General features: G+C 64.1%; 16 protein-coding genes and 1 pseudogene. 8 read left to right on the top strand and 9 right to left on the bottom strand.

Annotated elements, in window-relative coordinates:
- The 3 genes and pseudogenes from A2J03_RS20035 to A2J03_RS20025 all read right to left on the bottom strand — a co-directional run.
- Window positions 1-841: pseudogene (locus tag A2J03_RS20035) on the bottom strand (ABC transporter permease); the annotation flags it as partial.
- Window positions 838-1,551: an ABC transporter ATP-binding protein gene (locus tag A2J03_RS20030; RefSeq protein WP_068377524.1), complete on the bottom strand. Its 714-nt coding sequence runs from the start codon at window positions 1,549-1,551 to the stop codon at window positions 838-840. The gene A2J03_RS20030 and the pseudogene A2J03_RS20035, both read right to left, overlap by 4 nt.
- A gap of 179 nt (window positions 1,552-1,730) precedes the next feature.
- Complete coding sequence (locus A2J03_RS20025; RefSeq protein ID WP_068377521.1) at window positions 1,731-2,963, bottom strand: PucR family transcriptional regulator; 1,233 nt, start codon at window positions 2,961-2,963, stop codon at window positions 1,731-1,733.
- Window positions 2,964-3,313: 350 nt separating this feature from the next.
- Here A2J03_RS20025 and A2J03_RS20020 point away from each other — a divergent pair, with 350 nt between their 5' ends.
- Together A2J03_RS20020 and A2J03_RS20015 are read left to right on the top strand one after the other, a co-directional pair.
- Window positions 3,314-4,219, top strand: coding sequence for an acyl-ACP desaturase (locus A2J03_RS20020; RefSeq protein WP_231912627.1), 906 nt, complete (start codon window positions 3,314-3,316; stop codon window positions 4,217-4,219).
- Between the two features lie 168 nt (window positions 4,220-4,387).
- Entirely contained in the window at window positions 4,388-5,251 is an 864-nt protein-coding gene (locus A2J03_RS20015) for a universal stress protein (RefSeq protein WP_068377515.1), read from the top strand.
- Here A2J03_RS20015 and A2J03_RS20010 read toward each other — a convergent pair.
- The 3 genes from A2J03_RS20010 to A2J03_RS20000 all read right to left on the bottom strand — a co-directional run bounded on the left by A2J03_RS20010 (window position 5,248) and on the right by A2J03_RS20000 (window position 6,940).
- Entirely contained in the window at window positions 5,248-5,574 is a 327-nt protein-coding gene (locus A2J03_RS20010) for a cupin domain-containing protein (RefSeq protein WP_068377512.1), read from the bottom strand. The two genes, A2J03_RS20015 and A2J03_RS20010, sit on opposite strands and share 4 nt — an antisense overlap.
- A 62-nt stretch (window positions 5,575-5,636) precedes the next feature.
- Window positions 5,637-6,143: a dihydrofolate reductase gene (locus tag A2J03_RS20005; RefSeq protein WP_068377509.1), complete on the bottom strand. Its 507-nt coding sequence runs from the start codon at window positions 6,141-6,143 to the stop codon at window positions 5,637-5,639.
- Complete coding sequence (locus tag A2J03_RS20000) at window positions 6,140-6,940, bottom strand: thymidylate synthase (protein WP_269455225.1); 801 nt, start codon at window positions 6,938-6,940, stop codon at window positions 6,140-6,142. The genes A2J03_RS20005 and A2J03_RS20000 overlap by 4 nt, the downstream gene beginning before the upstream one ends.
- An 83-nt stretch (window positions 6,941-7,023) precedes the next feature.
- Between A2J03_RS20000 and A2J03_RS19995 the strand changes: the two genes are divergently transcribed.
- Window positions 7,024-7,890: an Fpg/Nei family DNA glycosylase gene (locus A2J03_RS19995; protein WP_068377503.1), complete on the top strand. Its 867-nt coding sequence runs from the start codon at window positions 7,024-7,026 to the stop codon at window positions 7,888-7,890.
- Here A2J03_RS19995 and A2J03_RS19990 read toward each other — a convergent pair.
- Entirely contained in the window at window positions 7,883-9,427 is a 1,545-nt protein-coding gene (locus A2J03_RS19990) for a carboxylesterase/lipase family protein (RefSeq protein WP_068377500.1), read from the bottom strand. The two genes, A2J03_RS19995 and A2J03_RS19990, sit on opposite strands and share 8 nt — an antisense overlap.
- Window positions 9,428-9,491: 64 nt before the next feature.
- On the opposite strand from A2J03_RS19990, the gene A2J03_RS19985 reads away from it, so the two are divergent.
- From A2J03_RS19985 to A2J03_RS19970, 4 genes are all read left to right on the top strand, one after another.
- Window positions 9,492-10,058, top strand: a complete 567-nt coding sequence (locus A2J03_RS19985; protein WP_068377496.1) for a molybdenum cofactor biosysynthesis protein — start codon at window positions 9,492-9,494, stop codon at window positions 10,056-10,058.
- A gap of 119 nt (window positions 10,059-10,177) precedes the next feature.
- Window positions 10,178-11,374, top strand: coding sequence for a CaiB/BaiF CoA transferase family protein (locus A2J03_RS19980; RefSeq protein WP_082897962.1), 1,197 nt, complete (start codon window positions 10,178-10,180; stop codon window positions 11,372-11,374).
- Window positions 11,374-12,297 carry a hydroxymethylglutaryl-CoA lyase gene (locus A2J03_RS19975; RefSeq protein ID WP_068377490.1) on the top strand — a complete coding sequence of 308 codons (924 nt, stop codon included), beginning with the start codon at window positions 11,374-11,376 and terminating at the stop codon, window positions 12,295-12,297. Before A2J03_RS19980 ends, A2J03_RS19975 begins: the two co-directional genes overlap by 1 nt.
- Window positions 12,294-13,277 (top strand): 2-hydroxyacid dehydrogenase, encoded by a 984-nt coding sequence (locus A2J03_RS19970; RefSeq protein WP_068377487.1) that lies wholly within the window; start codon window positions 12,294-12,296, stop codon window positions 13,275-13,277. Before A2J03_RS19975 ends, A2J03_RS19970 begins: the two co-directional genes overlap by 4 nt.
- Here the strand turns inward: A2J03_RS19970 and A2J03_RS19965 are convergent.
- Both A2J03_RS19965 and A2J03_RS19960 read right to left on the bottom strand, forming a co-directional pair.
- Window positions 13,265-14,041: an IclR family transcriptional regulator gene (locus A2J03_RS19965; RefSeq protein ID WP_068377527.1), complete on the bottom strand. Its 777-nt coding sequence runs from the start codon at window positions 14,039-14,041 to the stop codon at window positions 13,265-13,267. The two genes, A2J03_RS19970 and A2J03_RS19965, sit on opposite strands and share 13 nt — an antisense overlap.
- A gap of 14 nt (window positions 14,042-14,055) precedes the next feature.
- The gene (locus tag A2J03_RS19960) at window positions 14,056-15,492 is read right to left on the bottom strand and encodes a dihydrolipoyl dehydrogenase family protein (protein ID WP_068377477.1); all 1,437 of its coding nucleotides are present in this window, start codon (window positions 15,490-15,492) and stop codon (window positions 14,056-14,058) included.
- 29 nt (window positions 15,493-15,521) lie between these two features.
- Between A2J03_RS19960 and A2J03_RS19955 the strand changes: the two genes are divergently transcribed.
- Entirely contained in the window at window positions 15,522-16,280 is a 759-nt protein-coding gene (locus tag A2J03_RS19955; protein WP_068377476.1) for an SDR family oxidoreductase, read from the top strand.
- The last annotated feature ends 151 nt before the right edge of the window (window positions 16,281-16,431 follow it).

The following is a 16,431-nucleotide window of genomic DNA, read 5'->3' as shown; positions in this document are numbered from 1 at the left end:
GACCACCGATGGAGCGCAACACGGAGATGGTCGGTCGACGCTTCGCGATCGCCATGTTCATGACGTTGAACACCAGGAAGCCCGCGACGACGAAGGCGATCAGCGAGACCATGAGTGTGGAGTTTCGCGTCAGGCTCATGGCCGTGTCGGCTCGCTCGGCACGAAAGTCCGGGCTCATCACGGCGACTCGTCCACCGACTGCATCCCGCACTGCGTCGGCTACATCGCCGACGACGAATACGGAATCCAGCTGTCCGGCTCGGTCGGTGAGTGTCTGGGCGAAAGGCAGGGGAGCGATGAGGAAATTGCCGCCGCCGATTCGCTCCGAACCCTCCCCGGTCACCACGCCGACGGCAGTGAGCGTGCGTCCGGCCACCTCGAAGGTCTGTCCTTCGGTGTATCCGGTGTTCGGTCCGACGAGTACGGCACCCGGGCGCGCCAGGTCGGTGATCGAACCCGACACGGCACTCTGTAGATCCGAATCGAGCGCAGTGATGGTTGCGTCGACTCCGATGACGGTGAGCGAGCCACTGCCGGTGACGATCTCACCGCGCAGCAACGGTACGGCCGCCTCGACGCCGGGCACACCGCGGATGACGTCGAGTTCGGTTGCAGCGAAACCGGTGTCCGTCACACCGACGACCTCGAGATCGGCGTTTCCGGCAATGGAGATCGCAAGCTTTTCGACCGAACCGGTGAGGGAACCGTACGTCCCCAGCACCGCAACGAGGAGCGCGGCCGCGACGGCTACGACGCCGGCCGATACCAGCGATCGAACCCAGTGCGCGCGGAGGTCTCGAAGTCCGAGTACCCGAAAGCGACTGACCGCCGTCCCGATCACACTTCCTGCCCTGACAAGACATCGGTATCGATCCGACCGTCGAGCATGGAGATGACGCGATCGGTTCTACGCGCAGCTTCGAGATCGTGCGTCGCCATGACGACTGCGCGGGTGTCATCGCTGTCGTGTGCGATGTCGGCGAGTATGTCGAGTACGGAGTGCGACGTCTTCGAGTCGAGGTTGCCGGTCGGCTCGTCGGCGATGATCAGTGCCGGGTTCATGACGAGAGCTCGCGCGATCGCCACCCGCTGGATCTGACCGCCGGAGAGCTGTGCGGGGCGGTGCTCAGCGCGATCCGCCAGCCCGACCATGTCGAGCAGGCGGAGCGCATCGGCCTTGGCTTTGGACATCGGTATCCCGTCGAGCAGCTTGGGTACCGCAACGTTCTCCCACGCCGACATGGTGGGCAGCAGATTGAAGAACTGGAAGACGAACCCGACTCGATGGCGCCGGAAGTCGGACTGCTCGTTGTCGTTGAGTTTCGTGATGTCGATGCCGTCGAAGACCACAGTCCCGGCGTCGGGGACGTCGAGGGCACCGAGCATGTGCAGCAGGGTGCTCTTGCCTGCTCCGGACGGTGCAACCAGGGAGACGAATTGGCCACCCGACACGGTGAGGTCGATCCCGTCCAGAGCGCGTACCGGTTGTTCCCCGGTCGAATACTCCTTGACGACGCCATCGAGGCGGACCGTAAGAGTGGGCGTGGCCATATGCGACTCCTCTTGGAACGTAAAGAACCGCCCACACGAGGGTGGGCGGTTCAATAGTGACAGTGTCCGCCAGTGCGCCTCTCGGCAAGAGGCCGCTCGAAGCGGCATTTGTGTTGGTACCCGGGGCATGGATCGAACACTGTCGAAGTGTCCAACCAGCGCCCCGGGCGATTAATTCCCTATGCCGCGCCCTGCGCTGCTTCGAGTCTTCGTGCGACGAGCGCAGCCTGCAGATGACGGATTCCCGACGGTCGTGTCGGGTCGAACCCGGTCAGCTGAGCAATCCTCTTCAGTCGGTAGTCGACCGTGTTGGTGTGCAGGTGTAGCTGGCGCGCGGACCGCTGGCGATTGAGGTCGTGCGAGATGTGGATTTCGAGCGTTTCCAGCAGCTCCGGTGAAGAATCGAGTGGTTCGAGAATCTGGCGGAGGTGGCGCCGTCCCGGTCCGGGCCGGGTCAGCTGGTATTCGAGAACCAGGTCGTCCATGCGGTAGAGACCGGAGGGGCGATGAAGCTGATGCGCCAAGGCCAGCAGCTCGTGGACCTGATCGGCTGCCGTCGGGATGTCGGCGGTCGCGGCTTGTTCGGCGGTGACGGTGAGAGGCACTTCGGCTGCAGTGCTCAAGCGATGGACGAGTGCTTCCACCCATTCCTCGTCGTGCACGCCGGGAATGAGAACGGTGCCGCCCTCGGTGCTGAGCATGGAGAGCGGGCTCCGTCCGCACATGGTCGCCAGTTCCGCCTGGACCCGGCGGAGCTTGCGGCGCGCGGCGACAGTCCGCTGGATCGCAGGATCGTTCTCGTCCGGGTGGGAGGGCACCGACAATGCCAACACGAGGTAACTGTCGGCGAGCTCGATGCCGGACTGCCGGGCGATCGCGACGGCATTGTGTCCGCTCAGCAGCGAGGACACCAGAGTGTGGGCAGCGGTGTGGTGCTCGCTCGCAACCGCCTGCAGTTCCTCGACGTAGCTCTTGGACGCAGCGATGGACACCTTCTCCGACAGCAGGACGAACATCCGAGCCGCTTCGATGAGGTCGTTCGCGTCTCCTTCACCTGCCCGCTTCGATACGAGATTCCAGCCGATCTGGATGCCCTCGTGGTAGACGGTCAGTACCGACTCGAGCGGGACGCCTTCGCGCGCCCATTGGCTGGCTTTCGCTCGCAGCTCCGCGAGATCGCTCTCGGTCGGCGCGCGACGCTCGTCGAGCATCTGGACCGCAATGCTGATGCATTTGACGGTGAACTCGGTGACGTCGCCGTTCAGCTGCTCACCAGGAAGGGATCCGCACGGGGTATTGGCTGCGAAGTGGCCGACGAGTAGCCGTGCCACGGCACGGAAGTCACGTAGCGGCGCAGATGCAGGCTGTCCTGCAACCATTATTCCGAGGCTCGTCGTGTTGTGAACGGTCACAGATCAGCCCTTCGTGTAGGAACGTCAGCTCCGGCGTAGAGAAAGTTACTGACGCGTATTGTTGCCTATCCACGCAACTTTGGTTCAAAACTTGACCGAATATGCCCGGATTTCGAACCTGAAGTTTGTTTTCCCGCTGCTAACAGACTTGATCATAGGATGTTATCAACGCGTTATCCAGTGTTTGGCGCGAGCAATTTGTGAAGGCTCTCAACACGGGCGACATCACGATTGCGACATTGCCTAAACAATCACCGGAACGTGCACTCGGGGCCAGCGGTGGGCCTAGCGTCGTCCGCAGCCGATCGGGCGGATCGACTCCGATCCCGAGAATGTCGAGGAGGTGTGCGGTGGGAGCACTGAGTCAGATCACATTGCTTCGAGAACTCGAGCCGGTGATCGAGCGGTGTCTCGGTCGACATCGTGCAACCGCGCAGACATGGGATCCTGCGCAGTACGTTCTGCCGGAACGGTACTGGGGGCAGCGGCGGTCGCCGTTGACCGAAACGGCCAAGGCTGCATTGATCACTACCCTGTTGACCCACAACAACACTGCGCGCACGGAACCTGGCGCACCCGCGGCCACCCGTGGGTCGTGGGCATCCTGGCTGCACGAGTGGACCGGCGAGAAACGACTGCACGCCGACGCCATCCAGCAGTACCTCGTCGCAACCAGAAGTGTCGACCCGATTGCGCTCGATCGAGCCCGGTTTCAATGCACGACCATCGGGATCGAAGCGTCCATGGAAGGTGACCACCTCCTCCGATCGATCGTGCACTCCACCGTCGACGTGATGGCGACGATGGTCAGCCATGTGAACACAGCCGTGGAGTGTGCGGACCCGGTGGCCACCGCCATCCTCGATCGCATCGTCGCCGATCAGCGACTGCACGTCGAGTTCTATCGGAGCCTCGTCGACGCTGCACTCGGAATCGCACCCGCTCAGACGTTGAAGGCGATCACCGAGGTCGTGATGAACTTCCAGATGCCAGGAAGCGGTCTGCCCGGCTTCGAGCGCAGCGCGATGTTGATCGCCCGTGACGGAATCTATGACCTGAGACGCCATCTCGACGAAGTTCTGCTCCCGGCACTACGTGGATGGCGCGTCTTCGAGCGCGCCGACACAGTAGGTGGGGAACGGAATCGAAAGATCCTGTCCGACTTCCTCGACGATCTGGAGATTCAGGCCACGGCTTTCGAACAAGTGCGTATGCGTGCGCTTGCACGCGATGCAGAAAAGCTTCGCGCGTCGTAGTTCGACGCGCGTGTCGAAACCCCCGGGGGGTCTGTGGGAAAGCACCCTCTCGCCGGTGACCGAAAGCATTGCTCTCGGTGACCGGCGAGAGGGTTCTTGCGTCTGACCGACCCCTTCTTTGCTTCTGGTCGATTACTCTGGGCGGCACACCGAGCGGAGGCGGCCCAGATGAGCGGCAGCAGTACCATAGTGGTCGGAATCGATGGGTCCGAGGCGTCCGATCTGGCAACCGTCTGGGCTGCGCTCACAGCGGCCGGGCGTGACTTCACTCTTCGGATAGTCACCGCGGTCGACATTCCAGCGCATCTCGACGACGCACACACCGCTGAGTTCTCGGCGATGGCACGTTCACGCCTCGTCGCGGCCGAAACCCTTGCGCGCGCGACCGTCGACGGCGCGGCCCTGCGGATCGAAACCGAGGCTCTCGACGGCAAGGTCATCGATGTGCTTCTGGCGGAGTCGAAAACCAGTGCAATGGTCGTTCTGGGCGCCGTCGGACTCGGCGAATCGGATTCGGGCCTCATCGGTTCGGCGGCGGTTGCGCTGAGCACGCATGCGTCGTCACCGGTGGTCGTCGTACGCGGTCGAAGCATCGACGGCCGACCGCCGGCGTTGGGACCCGTCGTCGTCGGCGTCGACGGTTCAGCCGTCAATCAGAGCGCCATCGCGACCGCGTTCGACGAAGCATCGCATCGAGATGCGCCGCTCATGGCCGTGCACGTGTGGTCGGACGTCTCTCTCGCACAGATTTCGGCCGTGCCTTTCGGATGGGAAGACATCGCGGCAGCCGAGGAAGCGGTGTTGGCGGAGAGTCTTGCCGGCTGGCAGGAGAAGTACCCGGACGTCGAAGTGCGACGCGTCGTCGCTCAGGACCGTCCGGTGCGAGTACTTACCGGGTTGTCCGAGCAAGCGTCGTTGATCGTCGTCGGCAGTCGTGGGCGCGGAGGGTTTTCCGGAATGACGCTCGGGTCCACGAGCTACGCGCTGATAAACACTGCCGACTGCCCGGTGCTCGTGGTCCGGGGAGGCTAGACCGCCACCGTCAACAGGAATGCGACGTCTTCCGTCGCTTCGACGCTGTGGCGGGCATCAGGCACCACGAGGAGGTCGCCCGCCGAGCCCTTCCACGACTTCTCGCCACTGACCAGCATCAACTGACCGCTGATGACCAGTACGGTCGACTCGCCGGAGAGGTCGTGCTCGGCAAGACTGTTCCCGGCAGCCAACGCGACGACGGTCTGGCGAAGGTGGCGCTGATGGCCCCCGTAGACGGTCTGTGAACTACGGCCACTCGAAGCGCCCACGGCAAGCTTCAATTGTTGTCGGGCAAGGGCGGTAAGTGACTTCTTGTCCATGCGCTCAGTATGGCGTACGGGGACGGTCGCGGACACCTTAACCGACCGAAAGGCAGTGCCGATCAACTAGTTTGGTAAGCCTTGCCGTACTGCTCCCAGCGAAATCGGATGCCGTCGACGCGGCTGGTCATCCACTCGCCGGTGACAGCGGTCCAGTTCTCGGGAATGGTCGGGGCCACCGTGTCACCGTCGATCTCGAGGTCGATTCGGGTGACCTGTAGTTCGGTGGCGAACGGCATTGCTGCCCGGTAGATTTCGCCGCCGCCCATGACCCAGGCCGTGTCGTCGTCGATCAGTGCCAGTGCACCGTCGACGCTGCTCGCGGTCTCGGCGCCGTCAGCGTGCCAGTCGGGGTCACGAGTCACGACGATGTTTCGACGCCCCGGCAACGGCCTGAACCGGGGTGGGAGCGAATCCCAGGTCTTGCGGCCCATGACGACTGGGTGTCCCTGGGTGATCGCCTTGAAGTGAGCCATGTCCTCGGGGACGTGCCACGGAATGGAGTTGCCGTCGCCGATCACCCCGCCCGCAGCTTCCGCCCAGATCAATCCGACGTGGGTCGGACTCATACCGCGACCGGCGCCTTGATCGCGGGGTGATGCTGATAGTCGACGATCTCGATGTCCTCGAACTCGTAGTCGAAAATCGAATCACGGTGTGCCAGATTCAATGTCGGATACGGGTAAGCCTCGCGGCTCAACTGCTCAGCCACCTGCTCGCGGTGGTTGTCGTAGATGTGGCAGTCACCGCCCGTCCACACGAAGTCGCCGACATCGAGGCCCACCTGTGCGGCCACCATGTGTGTCAGCAGTGCGTAGCTGGCGATGTTGAACGGAACTCCGAGGAAGAGATCGGCACTGCGCTGATACAGCTGGCACGACAGTCTTCCGTCGGCGACGTAGAACTGAAAGAACGCGTGGCAGGGTGGCAGCGCCATCTGCGGGATCTCGCCGACGTTCCACGACGAGACGATCATGCGCCTCGAATCGGGGTTGGTGCGGAGCATCTCGAGCACCTGCGAGATCTGATCGATGTGCTCGCCGGCCGGTGTCGGCCACGAACGCCACTGCACGCCGTAGACGGGTCCGAGCTCGCCGTCCGGTGCGGCCCACTCGTCCCAGATGCTCACGCCGCGGTCTTGTAGCCACTTGACGTTCGACTCGCCGCGGAGGAACCACAGCAGCTCGTACACGATGGACTTCAGATGCACCTTCTTGGTGGTGATCAGCGGAAAGCCCTCGCTGAGATCGAACCGCATCTGGTGACCGAAGACGCTGGTCGTTCCTGTCCCGGTGCGATCGGACTTCGCGGTGCCGGTCTCCGACACGTGTCGGAGCAGATCCTCGTACGGGGTAGGAACCATCACGCGGGCCATTGTATGCGGCCGCCCGTGTGCGCAGCCGCCTGCATGTCCCGCATTTTCAGCGCGAACACCACCATAATGGGTTCATGCCCGAGTTACCCGAGGTCGAAGCGCTCGCCGGCTTCCTTCGCGAGCATGCCGTCGGCGCCGTGATCGGCCGTATCGACATCGCGGCTCTGAGCGTGCTCAAGACGTTCGACCCACCGATCGCCGAGTTGCAGGGCCGGGACGTCACCGGCGCTGCCCGATTCGGCAAACACCTCGCGCTGCAGGCTGGTGACCTCTGGCTCATCACTCACCTCTCTCGCGGCGGATGGTTGCGGTGGACCGACAACCCCTCCGCTGCACCGCCGAAGCCAGGTAAGGGCCCACTTGCGCTGAGGATTCACTTCTTCACCCCTGAGGGGTCGACGCCCGCTATCGATCTCACCGAAGCCGGCACCAAGAAGCGACTCGCGGTGTGGGTGGTTCACGACCCGAAGGAAGTCCCGGGAGTCGCGCGCCTCGGCCCGGACGCGCTGGCTGTCACCGAACCCGAATTCGGTGAGATCCTTGCCGGTACCACTGCTCGGCTCAAGACCTCGCTCGTCGATCAATCGCTGATCGCCGGAATCGGCAACGCGTATTCCGACGAGATCCTGCACGTCGCGAAACTCTCTCCCTTTGCGTCCTCGAACAAGTTGGACGCAGAGGCCACCTCGGCGCTGTACCGAGCAATGCGAGAAGTGCTCACCGACGCCGTGTCTCGATCCGTGGGGCAGGATGCCGCGCGGCTGAAGGGGGAGAAGCGCTCGGGCATGAGGGTGCATGCCCGAGTTGGACTGCCGTGCCCGGTGTGCGGCGATCCCGTTCGGGAGGTCTCCTACTCGGAACGTTCATTCCAGTACTGCGCGACGTGCCAGACCGGCGGCAAAATCCTCGCCGACCGCCGGATGTCCCGCCTGCTCAAATAGAGGAAGCCTCGGTCCTCTGGCTCGCGTAGCCGCGGTAGCCCTCCCATGCGAGCCGACGGTCACGCCGAGGATCACGCTGAACTCGGGTGCGAGAGTCGAAAATCATCGTCTCGCGGACCTTCTCGTCGTATCTCGGCCACGTCGGCAGTGGCTGACCGGTCCTGGCGAAGTGGAGCCATTGGGACTGCACGTTCTCGGTAACCTCGGCGAACGCTCGGCGGCCACCGGGAATCGTCATGATTTTCCCGAATGCCGTCTCGCTGATCCCGAACACGGCGAACAGCTCGAAGCCGTGGGTGGCGTCGAGACCGAGCCACTTCATCACTCGCGGCGCGAAATCGAAGCGGTAGCTGTAGGTCGGCGCTCGACGCGAATGTGACTCGGCTACTTCGATGGACGGCTTCCAGAACGTGAAGTCGCCGCCGATGTCGATCGCGGCGGACTCGTTCGGATACCCCGGATACGACTCGGTGACAACATCTTTCGCTGGCGGATCGGTCAGGGCGAACAGGGTGTCGATGCGCTCGGGATTGGTAGGCAGTGCGTCGAGGACCTTCGGGAACAAGGTGCCCTCGCGGCTGTTCGTGCCGATGATGAGGGGCACTCGGTGCGCCGTGCCGTCTTGGTAGGCGTCCAGCGGATTCTTCGGGACGTATTCACCGTCGACGACGGGACCGAAGGGGTGAAGTCCTGGTGTGCGATCCAGCACTGTGTACGCGAGCTTGTTTCCAGCGCGGCCCAATCGGGCGACATCTGCCTGCTCCAAGGTCTCGGCGACGTTGCCGCCGTCGCCGAGAAACCCGACGAACTCCTGCGCCCATCCGGTGGCTCGTTCCTGAGTTGCGACCAGCCCGGGGGCAGAACTCTCTGCAATCGCCGACCGGAACAGGCCCGCAGCCGCCGGTGTGGCCAGCAGCGTCGTGACTGCATTCCCGCCTGCAGATTCACCGAAGATCGTCACGTTCTCGGGGTCGCCGCCGAACTGGCCGATGTTCCGCTGAACCCACTCGAGTGCGGCAACCTGATCGCGTAGGCCGAGGTTGGAATCGAACTTCCTTGCCGGCGTCGAGAACTGCGTCAGGTCCAGGTAACCGAGTGCGCCGAGACGATAGTTGATCGACACGTAGACGATGCCGTCGCTGTCCTGTAGCGATCGGCGCACGAGTGATCCGCCGCCGTACAGCGGGGTAGCCGAGGTGCCCAGGGTGTACGCGCCGCCGTGAATGAACACCATGACGGGCCTGGGGCCCTCGCTGGGTCGACTCGGGGCGAGCACGTTGAGAGTCAGGCAGTCCTCGCTCGATGGCTGGTACTTGCCGATGGAGAGCATCGTGCCGCGCTTGTGCTGCACCGAGGCGTTGCCCCACTCGGTGGCGTCGCGGACGCCCTCCCACGGTTGTACGGGCTGCGGTGCGCGGAGGCGAAGCGGCCCCACCGGGGGAGCCGCGTACGGGATCCCGCGCCAGGTGAGCAGGTCGCCCACCGACTTGCCGTCGAGAATGCCGTCCGAGGTGGTCACTCTGGTGTTCGCAGACATGTTCGCGAGTCTACGTATCGAACTTACCGACGGGTAGGTAATCGAAGAAGAGAGAATCGGTCGCATGGCCTTCGAATACCGCGTCGAGATCGTTCAGTTGCTCGTATCACCCGCCCATGCGTATTTCGGCCGGGCCAAGGACGGTCCCGCGATGGACGTGCAGACCGAGTTGGCCGAGCGCGTGGACATCGTCGCGAACAAAGGGATTCGCGGCGATCGCTTCTTCGGGGTCAAGGCTCACACCGAGGCTGCGGTGACCTTCCTTGCGCTCGAGGCGTGGGAAGCCGTCGGTGAGGAACTGGGCGCAGCCGTTCCGGATACAGCGGTGGCCAGGCGAAACGTAGTGGTTCGCGGTCTCGAGTTGGACCCGCTGCGCGGACTCGAGTTCGAGATCGACTCCGGCGACGGCCCGGTGCGCTTTCGGGGTGGGCGTCCAGCGCATCCATGCGTATGGATGGACACGATGGTCGCCCAGGGGGCCCGGAAGGCGCTCATCGGGCGAGGCGGGCTTCGCGCGGAACCGCTCACCGACGGTGTCCTACGGACGGGCGTGGCCGTGGTCCGGTCGCCCGTCGAATTGGATGCCGCCAGAGCGGCGGTTCCGGTGAAGAGGGCACAACCGCTGCAGTAGCCACATTGCCCATAAAGTGAATGTGAGCTCATAATGTGGGTGACGGTGTGGCGGGTCATACTGAGGTGTCAGCTGTGACCTACCCACTACGTAGTCCTACGAGGCCCGAAGGGGATTCGATGTCTCTACCACTGAGTGGCGTTCGCGTACTCGAGCTCGGAAACTACATCGCCGCACCGACGGCTGCGCGCATGCTTGCAGATTTCGGCGCCGAGGTCATCAAGGTCGAGCGGCCCGGGACTGGGGACGAGCTCCGAAACTGGCGGCTCTATTCCGGAACCACCTCGATGCTCTACCGCACGATCAACCGGAACAAGAAGTCCATCGTCCTCGACCTCCGTACCGAGCAGGGGCGCCAGGACGTCATCGACCTGGCTGCGCACTGCGACATCGTGCTCGAGAATTTCCGCCCGGGGACCCTCGAGAAGTGGGGTCTCTCGCCCGAGGTTCTCAGTGCGAATAACCCCGACCTGATCATCACGCGCATCTCCGCATTCGGACAGACCGGCCCGATGTCTCAACGTCCGGGTTTCGCCGCCGTCGCCGAGTCGTACGGCGGCTTCCGTAATCTCGTCGGCGATCCAGATCGACCGCCCGTGCGCGTCGGGGTCTCCATCGGAGATTCGATCGCCGGGTTGTACGCCGCATTCGGTTGCGTCATGGCACTTTTCCAACGCCAGACCTCGAAGGCGACGTTGTCGCTCGAACAACGGTCGATCGACGTCGCGCTGAACGAATCGATCCTGTCGATGATGGAATCGCTCATCCCGGACTATCTGGCGTACGGCGTCGAGCGGATGCGCACCGGTGGACGGATGGAGGGTATTGCGCCGTCGAACGCCTACCTCTGCAACGACGGCCACTCCGTGGTCATCGCGGGCAACGGCGATGCGATCTTCCAGCGCTACATGGACACGATCGAACGTCCGGATCTCGGCGCCGATCCCGAACTCGCGAGCAACGCCGGTCGATGGAACCGTCGCGACGAACTCGACGCCGCGATCAGCGCATGGACCGGAATGCGCTCCCGCGAAGAGGTATTGAAGGTTCTCGATGCGGCAGGGGTGCCGTCGGGTCCGATCTACACCGCAGCCGACATCGCCGCCGACGAGCAGTACGCGTCCAGGGACATGATTCAGCACTTCCCGGTGGACACCGGCGGCGACGAGCCGGCCGACGTGGGCTTCGTCGGCATCGTGCCCGTCATCGGTGGAAAGTCGATTCCGATTCGCTCGGTGGGTCCCGATCTCGGCGAACACACAGCGGAAGTGCTGAAGGATCTGCTGGGTAGGACCGACGAGGAGATGGTGCCGTGATGTACGAGTTCGAACCGCAGGCTCAGTTGCGCGACGTCACGTTGCGCGACGGATTGCAACTGACCGGCAAGCTACTCGACGTCGACCGCAAGCTCGACGTTGCCCGCGGCCTCCTACAGTCGGGTGTACCCGCTCTGGAGATCGGATCGATGGCACGCGGAGATCTGGTGCCGCCTATGGCGAACACCCTCGACGTCATCGCTGAACTCACCGCGGAGGAGCTCGAGCGCTGTTGGGTGTGGGTCGCCACCCCACGGCATGTCGAGAAGGCCGCCGCGGCCGGGGCTCGAAACTTCCAGTACTGCTTCTCCGCCTCCGATGCGCACAACGAGGCGAACATCGGGCGTACCACCGAGGCTTCTCTGGCAGCAATGCCCGACGCCGTGAACATCGCTCGCTCGGTCGCTGGGCAGATCGAGTTGTGCATCGCGACCTCGTTCACATGTCCGTTCGAAGGCCCGGTTCCACCGGATCGGGTGATGGCCATCGCGAACGACGAACGCGCTGCGGGTGCTACCGACATAGTCATCTGCGACACCCTCGGTCAGGCCGTGCCCGCGCAGGTCTCGTCCCTGGTAGCCAGGGTCGCGGCAGAATCGCCGAGCCGTCGCATCGTGTTCCACGGCCACGACACCTGGGGCCTCGGTGTCGCGAACACACTCGCCGCGATCAGTGCCGGGGCAACGATGGTCGACGGTTCCCTCGGCGGCCTCGGCGGCTGCCCCTTCGCGCCGGGAGCGAGCGGCAACACCTCGAGCGAGGACATCCTGTTCGCGACGAGACCCCAGTGGTTCACCCCGGATACGCTGGCGGGCATGGTCGAGATCTCCGAGAAGTTGCTCGCCGAACTGGGCGAACCCATGCGCTCCAAAACCGTTCAGGGAGCGCGATCGAATGCCAAGGCATTCGAGTGGGTCATATGAGCAAAATCCTCGTCACGACGCCGATTCCCGCCCCGGGCATGGACATCCTTGCCGCTGCAGGGGAGGTCGAGGTTCTCGAACTCGACTACGACCGATTGGCCGAGCGGTGTGCATCAGGGGAGTACTCGGTTGTCGTGTCCCAGTTACGCGATCGCTTCGATGCGGCGCTGCTCGGATCGGCCCGCATCACTGGAATCTCCAACTATGCAGTCGGATTCGACAACATCGACATCGACGCCGCAACTGCTCGCGGCATCACCGTCGCGAACACCCCGGGCGTGCTGACGGATTCGACGGCCGACATCGCGATGTTGCTGATCCTGTCCACCGCGCGACGCGTGATCGAGGCGGATCATTTCGTCAGGTCCGGTGCATTCACCGGCTGGGAACCGGAACTACTGCTCGGCAGCGACGTGTCGGGTCAGGTGCTCGGGCTGGCCGGTTTCGGACGCATTGCACGCGCGACGGCTCGGCGTGCGCTCGGGTTCGGGATGACCGTCAAGTTCTGTCCTCGCCCGCCATCGGACCGGGCGGTGACCGAGTCCGAGCTCGGTGAGTTCGCCGGGCGCGTCGAGCATGTGTCCTGGGAGGAGCTCGTGGCCACGAGTGACTTTCTCTCGCTGCACGTTCCGCTCAGTGAATCGACCCGTCACCTCGTCGACGCAGAGGTCCTGTGGGCGATGAAGAATCCCGCGATTCTGATCAACACGGCACGCGGCCCCATCGTCGACGAGGCGGAGTTGGTGCGTGCGCTCCGCGAACGAGTGATTGCCGGCGCCGGCCTCGACGTCTACGAGGAGGAGCCGACTCTTACCCCCGGTTTGGCCGGGCTGCCGAACACGGTGCTGCTACCTCACGTCGGAAGTGCGACTGTGTCGGTGCGGTCGGAGATGGCACGTCTGTGCGCCGAGAACGCGGTTGCGATGGCGAGGGGCGCGGTTCCGCCGCACCCGGTCAACCTGGTAGCTCAGGCAGGGTAGCGACCGCCGAGGGTGCGGGTGATCTGCTCGGCGTGCGAGACGAGCAGTTCCACCCAATCCTCGCACCGACTTTCGGGCATGCGTACGGTCGGGCCGCTGATGGTGATGGCGCCGATGACGTCTGCCGCAGAATCGAACACCGGAGCAGAGATCCCCGACGCGCCGGATTCGCGCTCGCCGGTCGTGATGGCGTAGCCGTCGGACCTGGTCTGTACGAGCGCCGCGCGTAGGTCGTCGGCTTCGGTGATCGAATCGGACGTCATCGATTCGAGTGTGCCGGCCAGGATTCGCTCGGCCAGTTCGCTGTCGTAGGCGAGCAGCACCCGGCTGGCCGAGCCGACATTGAGCGGAATGACCTTGCCGACGTACATGTCTCGGCGGAGTGCGTGCCGAGTCTCGGCGATGGCGATGCAGACGCGGTACTGCTGCTCGGGACGAAAGAAGCACGTCGTCTCGGTCGTCAGATCGCGCACCTCTTTGAGTACGGGATTGACGATGGAGAGCACGTCGAGATCTTTCGTCGCTGTCGCGGCCCAATAGGCCATCCTGACGCCGATCCGAATACCGTCGCCGTTGCGGTCCAGAAACCCTTGCGACACGAGGTTGGTGACGAGCCGCTGCACCGTCGACGTAGGAATACCCGTCACCTGTTGGATGTCGCCGAGGGTCATCGTCGGCTTGTCGAACGAGAAGGCGTCGAGAATCTCGGTGATCTTGCCCAGCACCAGAAGTGGCTGCTGCTTCGATCCGGTCGCGGTGGTCACCACACCAACTTAGCTTACTCCCTGCGGGATTCGAGCAGTCGAAGCCACACTTCGCTGACCGTCGGATACGACGGGACGGCATGCCACAGATCCTCGAGTGTCACCTTGCCGACGATCGCTATCGTTGCCGCGTGCACCAACTCGTCCACGCCCGGTCCGACGAAGGTGGCGCCGACGATGGTGTCCGACGCCCTGTCGACCACCAGCTGCGCGTGGCCCGCGAAGTTGTCCTGCTGCAGCGACGAACCTGCCACTTCGATGTCGACTCCGAGTATCTCCACGTCGATCCCGGCGTCGCGCACCTGCTTCTCGGTCTGCCCGACCGACGCGACCTGAAGCGGTGTGAACACCACCTGCGGGACCTGGCCGTGGTCGGCGCTTGCGGTGAACCTCCTGCCGTTCAGCGGTTTTCCGCCGGCGCGGGCCGCAATCACGTCACCGGCGACGCGGCCCTGATACTTGCCCATGTGGGTCAGTGGCGAGCGACCGTTGACATCGCCCGTCGCGTACAGCCACGGCACTCCCCGTACCTGTAGATGGTCGTCGGTCTCGACGTATCCGCGGTCGTCGAGTCCGACGGTGGACAATCCGAGATCAGTGCTCGCAGGCGTGCGACCCGCCGCAACGAGTATCTCGTCGACCGTGATGCTCTGTCCGTCCACGGTCAGCTCGGCCGGGCCGCCGTGAATTCTGCCGACGCCGGTGTCCTTCGCGTCCGGCCTCGACACAGCGGTCAGGTCGGCGTCGAACAGGATTCTCGCGCCGCGGCTTCGCAACGCCTCGGCGACGAGGTCGCTTGCGAACGGTTCACCGTTCGCCAGCAGGCGCGATCCTCTGACGATCATCGTCACCTCGGCCCCGAACGCCAGCAGCCACGTTGCGGCCTCCGATGCGACGACGCCGCCGCCGATGACGGCTACTCTGGCCGGTACCTCGTGAATGTTGGTGGCATCGCGGGAGATCCACGGTAGCGCCTCGCGTAGTCCTGAGGTTTTCGGTATCGATGCCGTTGTTCCGGTGGCGAGTACCACCGCGTGCCGTGCCGTCAGCGTGCGACCGTCGACGTCGACGGTCTTCTCGCCGCTGATTCGGCCGTGGCCGCGGACAACCGAAATTCCGGCCGACTCGGCCCACGTCACCTGGGATGAATCGTCGAGCGAATGAGTGAACGACTCCCGACGCGCAAGGACGGCGTCGACATCGAGAGTCCTCTCGCCGACGAGTTCCTTCACTCCCGGCATGTGTCGTGCGATGTCGAGGACATCGCCTGGCCTGAGCAGTGCCTTGCTCGGCATGCACGCCCAGTACGAGCACTCGCCGCCGACGAGTTCGTGTTCGACGATCACGGCGGTGCGGTCGCTCCCGGCGATCGCATAGCTGGCGGCGTTCTCACCGACGGGGCCTCCGCCGATGACGATGACGTCGAATTCGTCCGTACTCTGCTCGGTCATCTCTCCAGGGTGGCATAGGGTCCAATGCCATGGGCGAGAGACGGAACAAGATTCTGATCACCGGTGCGAGTTCGGGCCTCGGCGAGGAGATGGCCAGGCGGTTCGCGGCGAAAGGGAAGGACCTGGCGCTGTGCGCACGGCGGCTCGACCGGCTCGAAACACTGCGGGACGAGCTGATCATCGCCAACCCAGGAGTCACGGTGGCAATCCGGGCGCTCGACGTCAACGATCACGACGCTGTGGTCAGGGTGTTCGGTGAACTCCACGACGAACTCGGCGGCCTCGATCGAGTCGTCGTCAACGCAGGCATCGGCAAGGGTGCAAAGATCGGCAGTGGACGAGCCGACGCCAATCTGGCCACTGCGCGCACCAACTTCATCGGAGCACTGTCGGAAGCAGAAGCTGCGCTGGAGATCTTCCGAGCTCAGAAGTACGGCCACCTCGTGCTCGTGTCCTCGATCAGCGCCGACCGCGGCCTACCGGGCCCGAAAGCCGTCTACTCGGCCAGCAAGGCCGGCGTCGCGGCCCTCGGCGAGGCGCTCGCCAGTGAACTCGCGAAGACCGACATCGTCGTCACGACGCTGTTGCCCGGCTTCATCGCCACCGACATGTCGGCGAAGGCCGGAGACAACAAGATGATGACGGCCAGCCTCGACGAGGGAGTGTCGGCCATGGTTGCCGCGATCGAGAAGGAACCGCGTCGCGCTGCACTGCCCGGCCTGAAGTGGCGGGGCATCGACGCTGCGTTGCGTTTCCTCCCGAACGAGCTCACCGACCGAATGGTCTAACCCTGCTACCACGACTTGTGCGGCAATCCGCGGCGCGTGAGCACCGCGGATGCTCGGTCGGTGAGTATCGGGACGAACCGGTTCTCGGTCCCGACGAGGGAGAGCGTCGATGTCGATCCCATCGTCGAGATGTAGGCGGACAGGACCGTCT

It is taken from the genome of Rhodococcus sp. EPR-157, from assembly GCF_001647195.1.
Classification (GTDB): domain Bacteria; phylum Actinomycetota; class Actinomycetes; order Mycobacteriales; family Mycobacteriaceae; genus Rhodococcoides.
The sequence above is the reverse complement of the archived record's forward strand: the minus strand, read 5'-3'. Positions and strand labels throughout refer to the sequence as shown.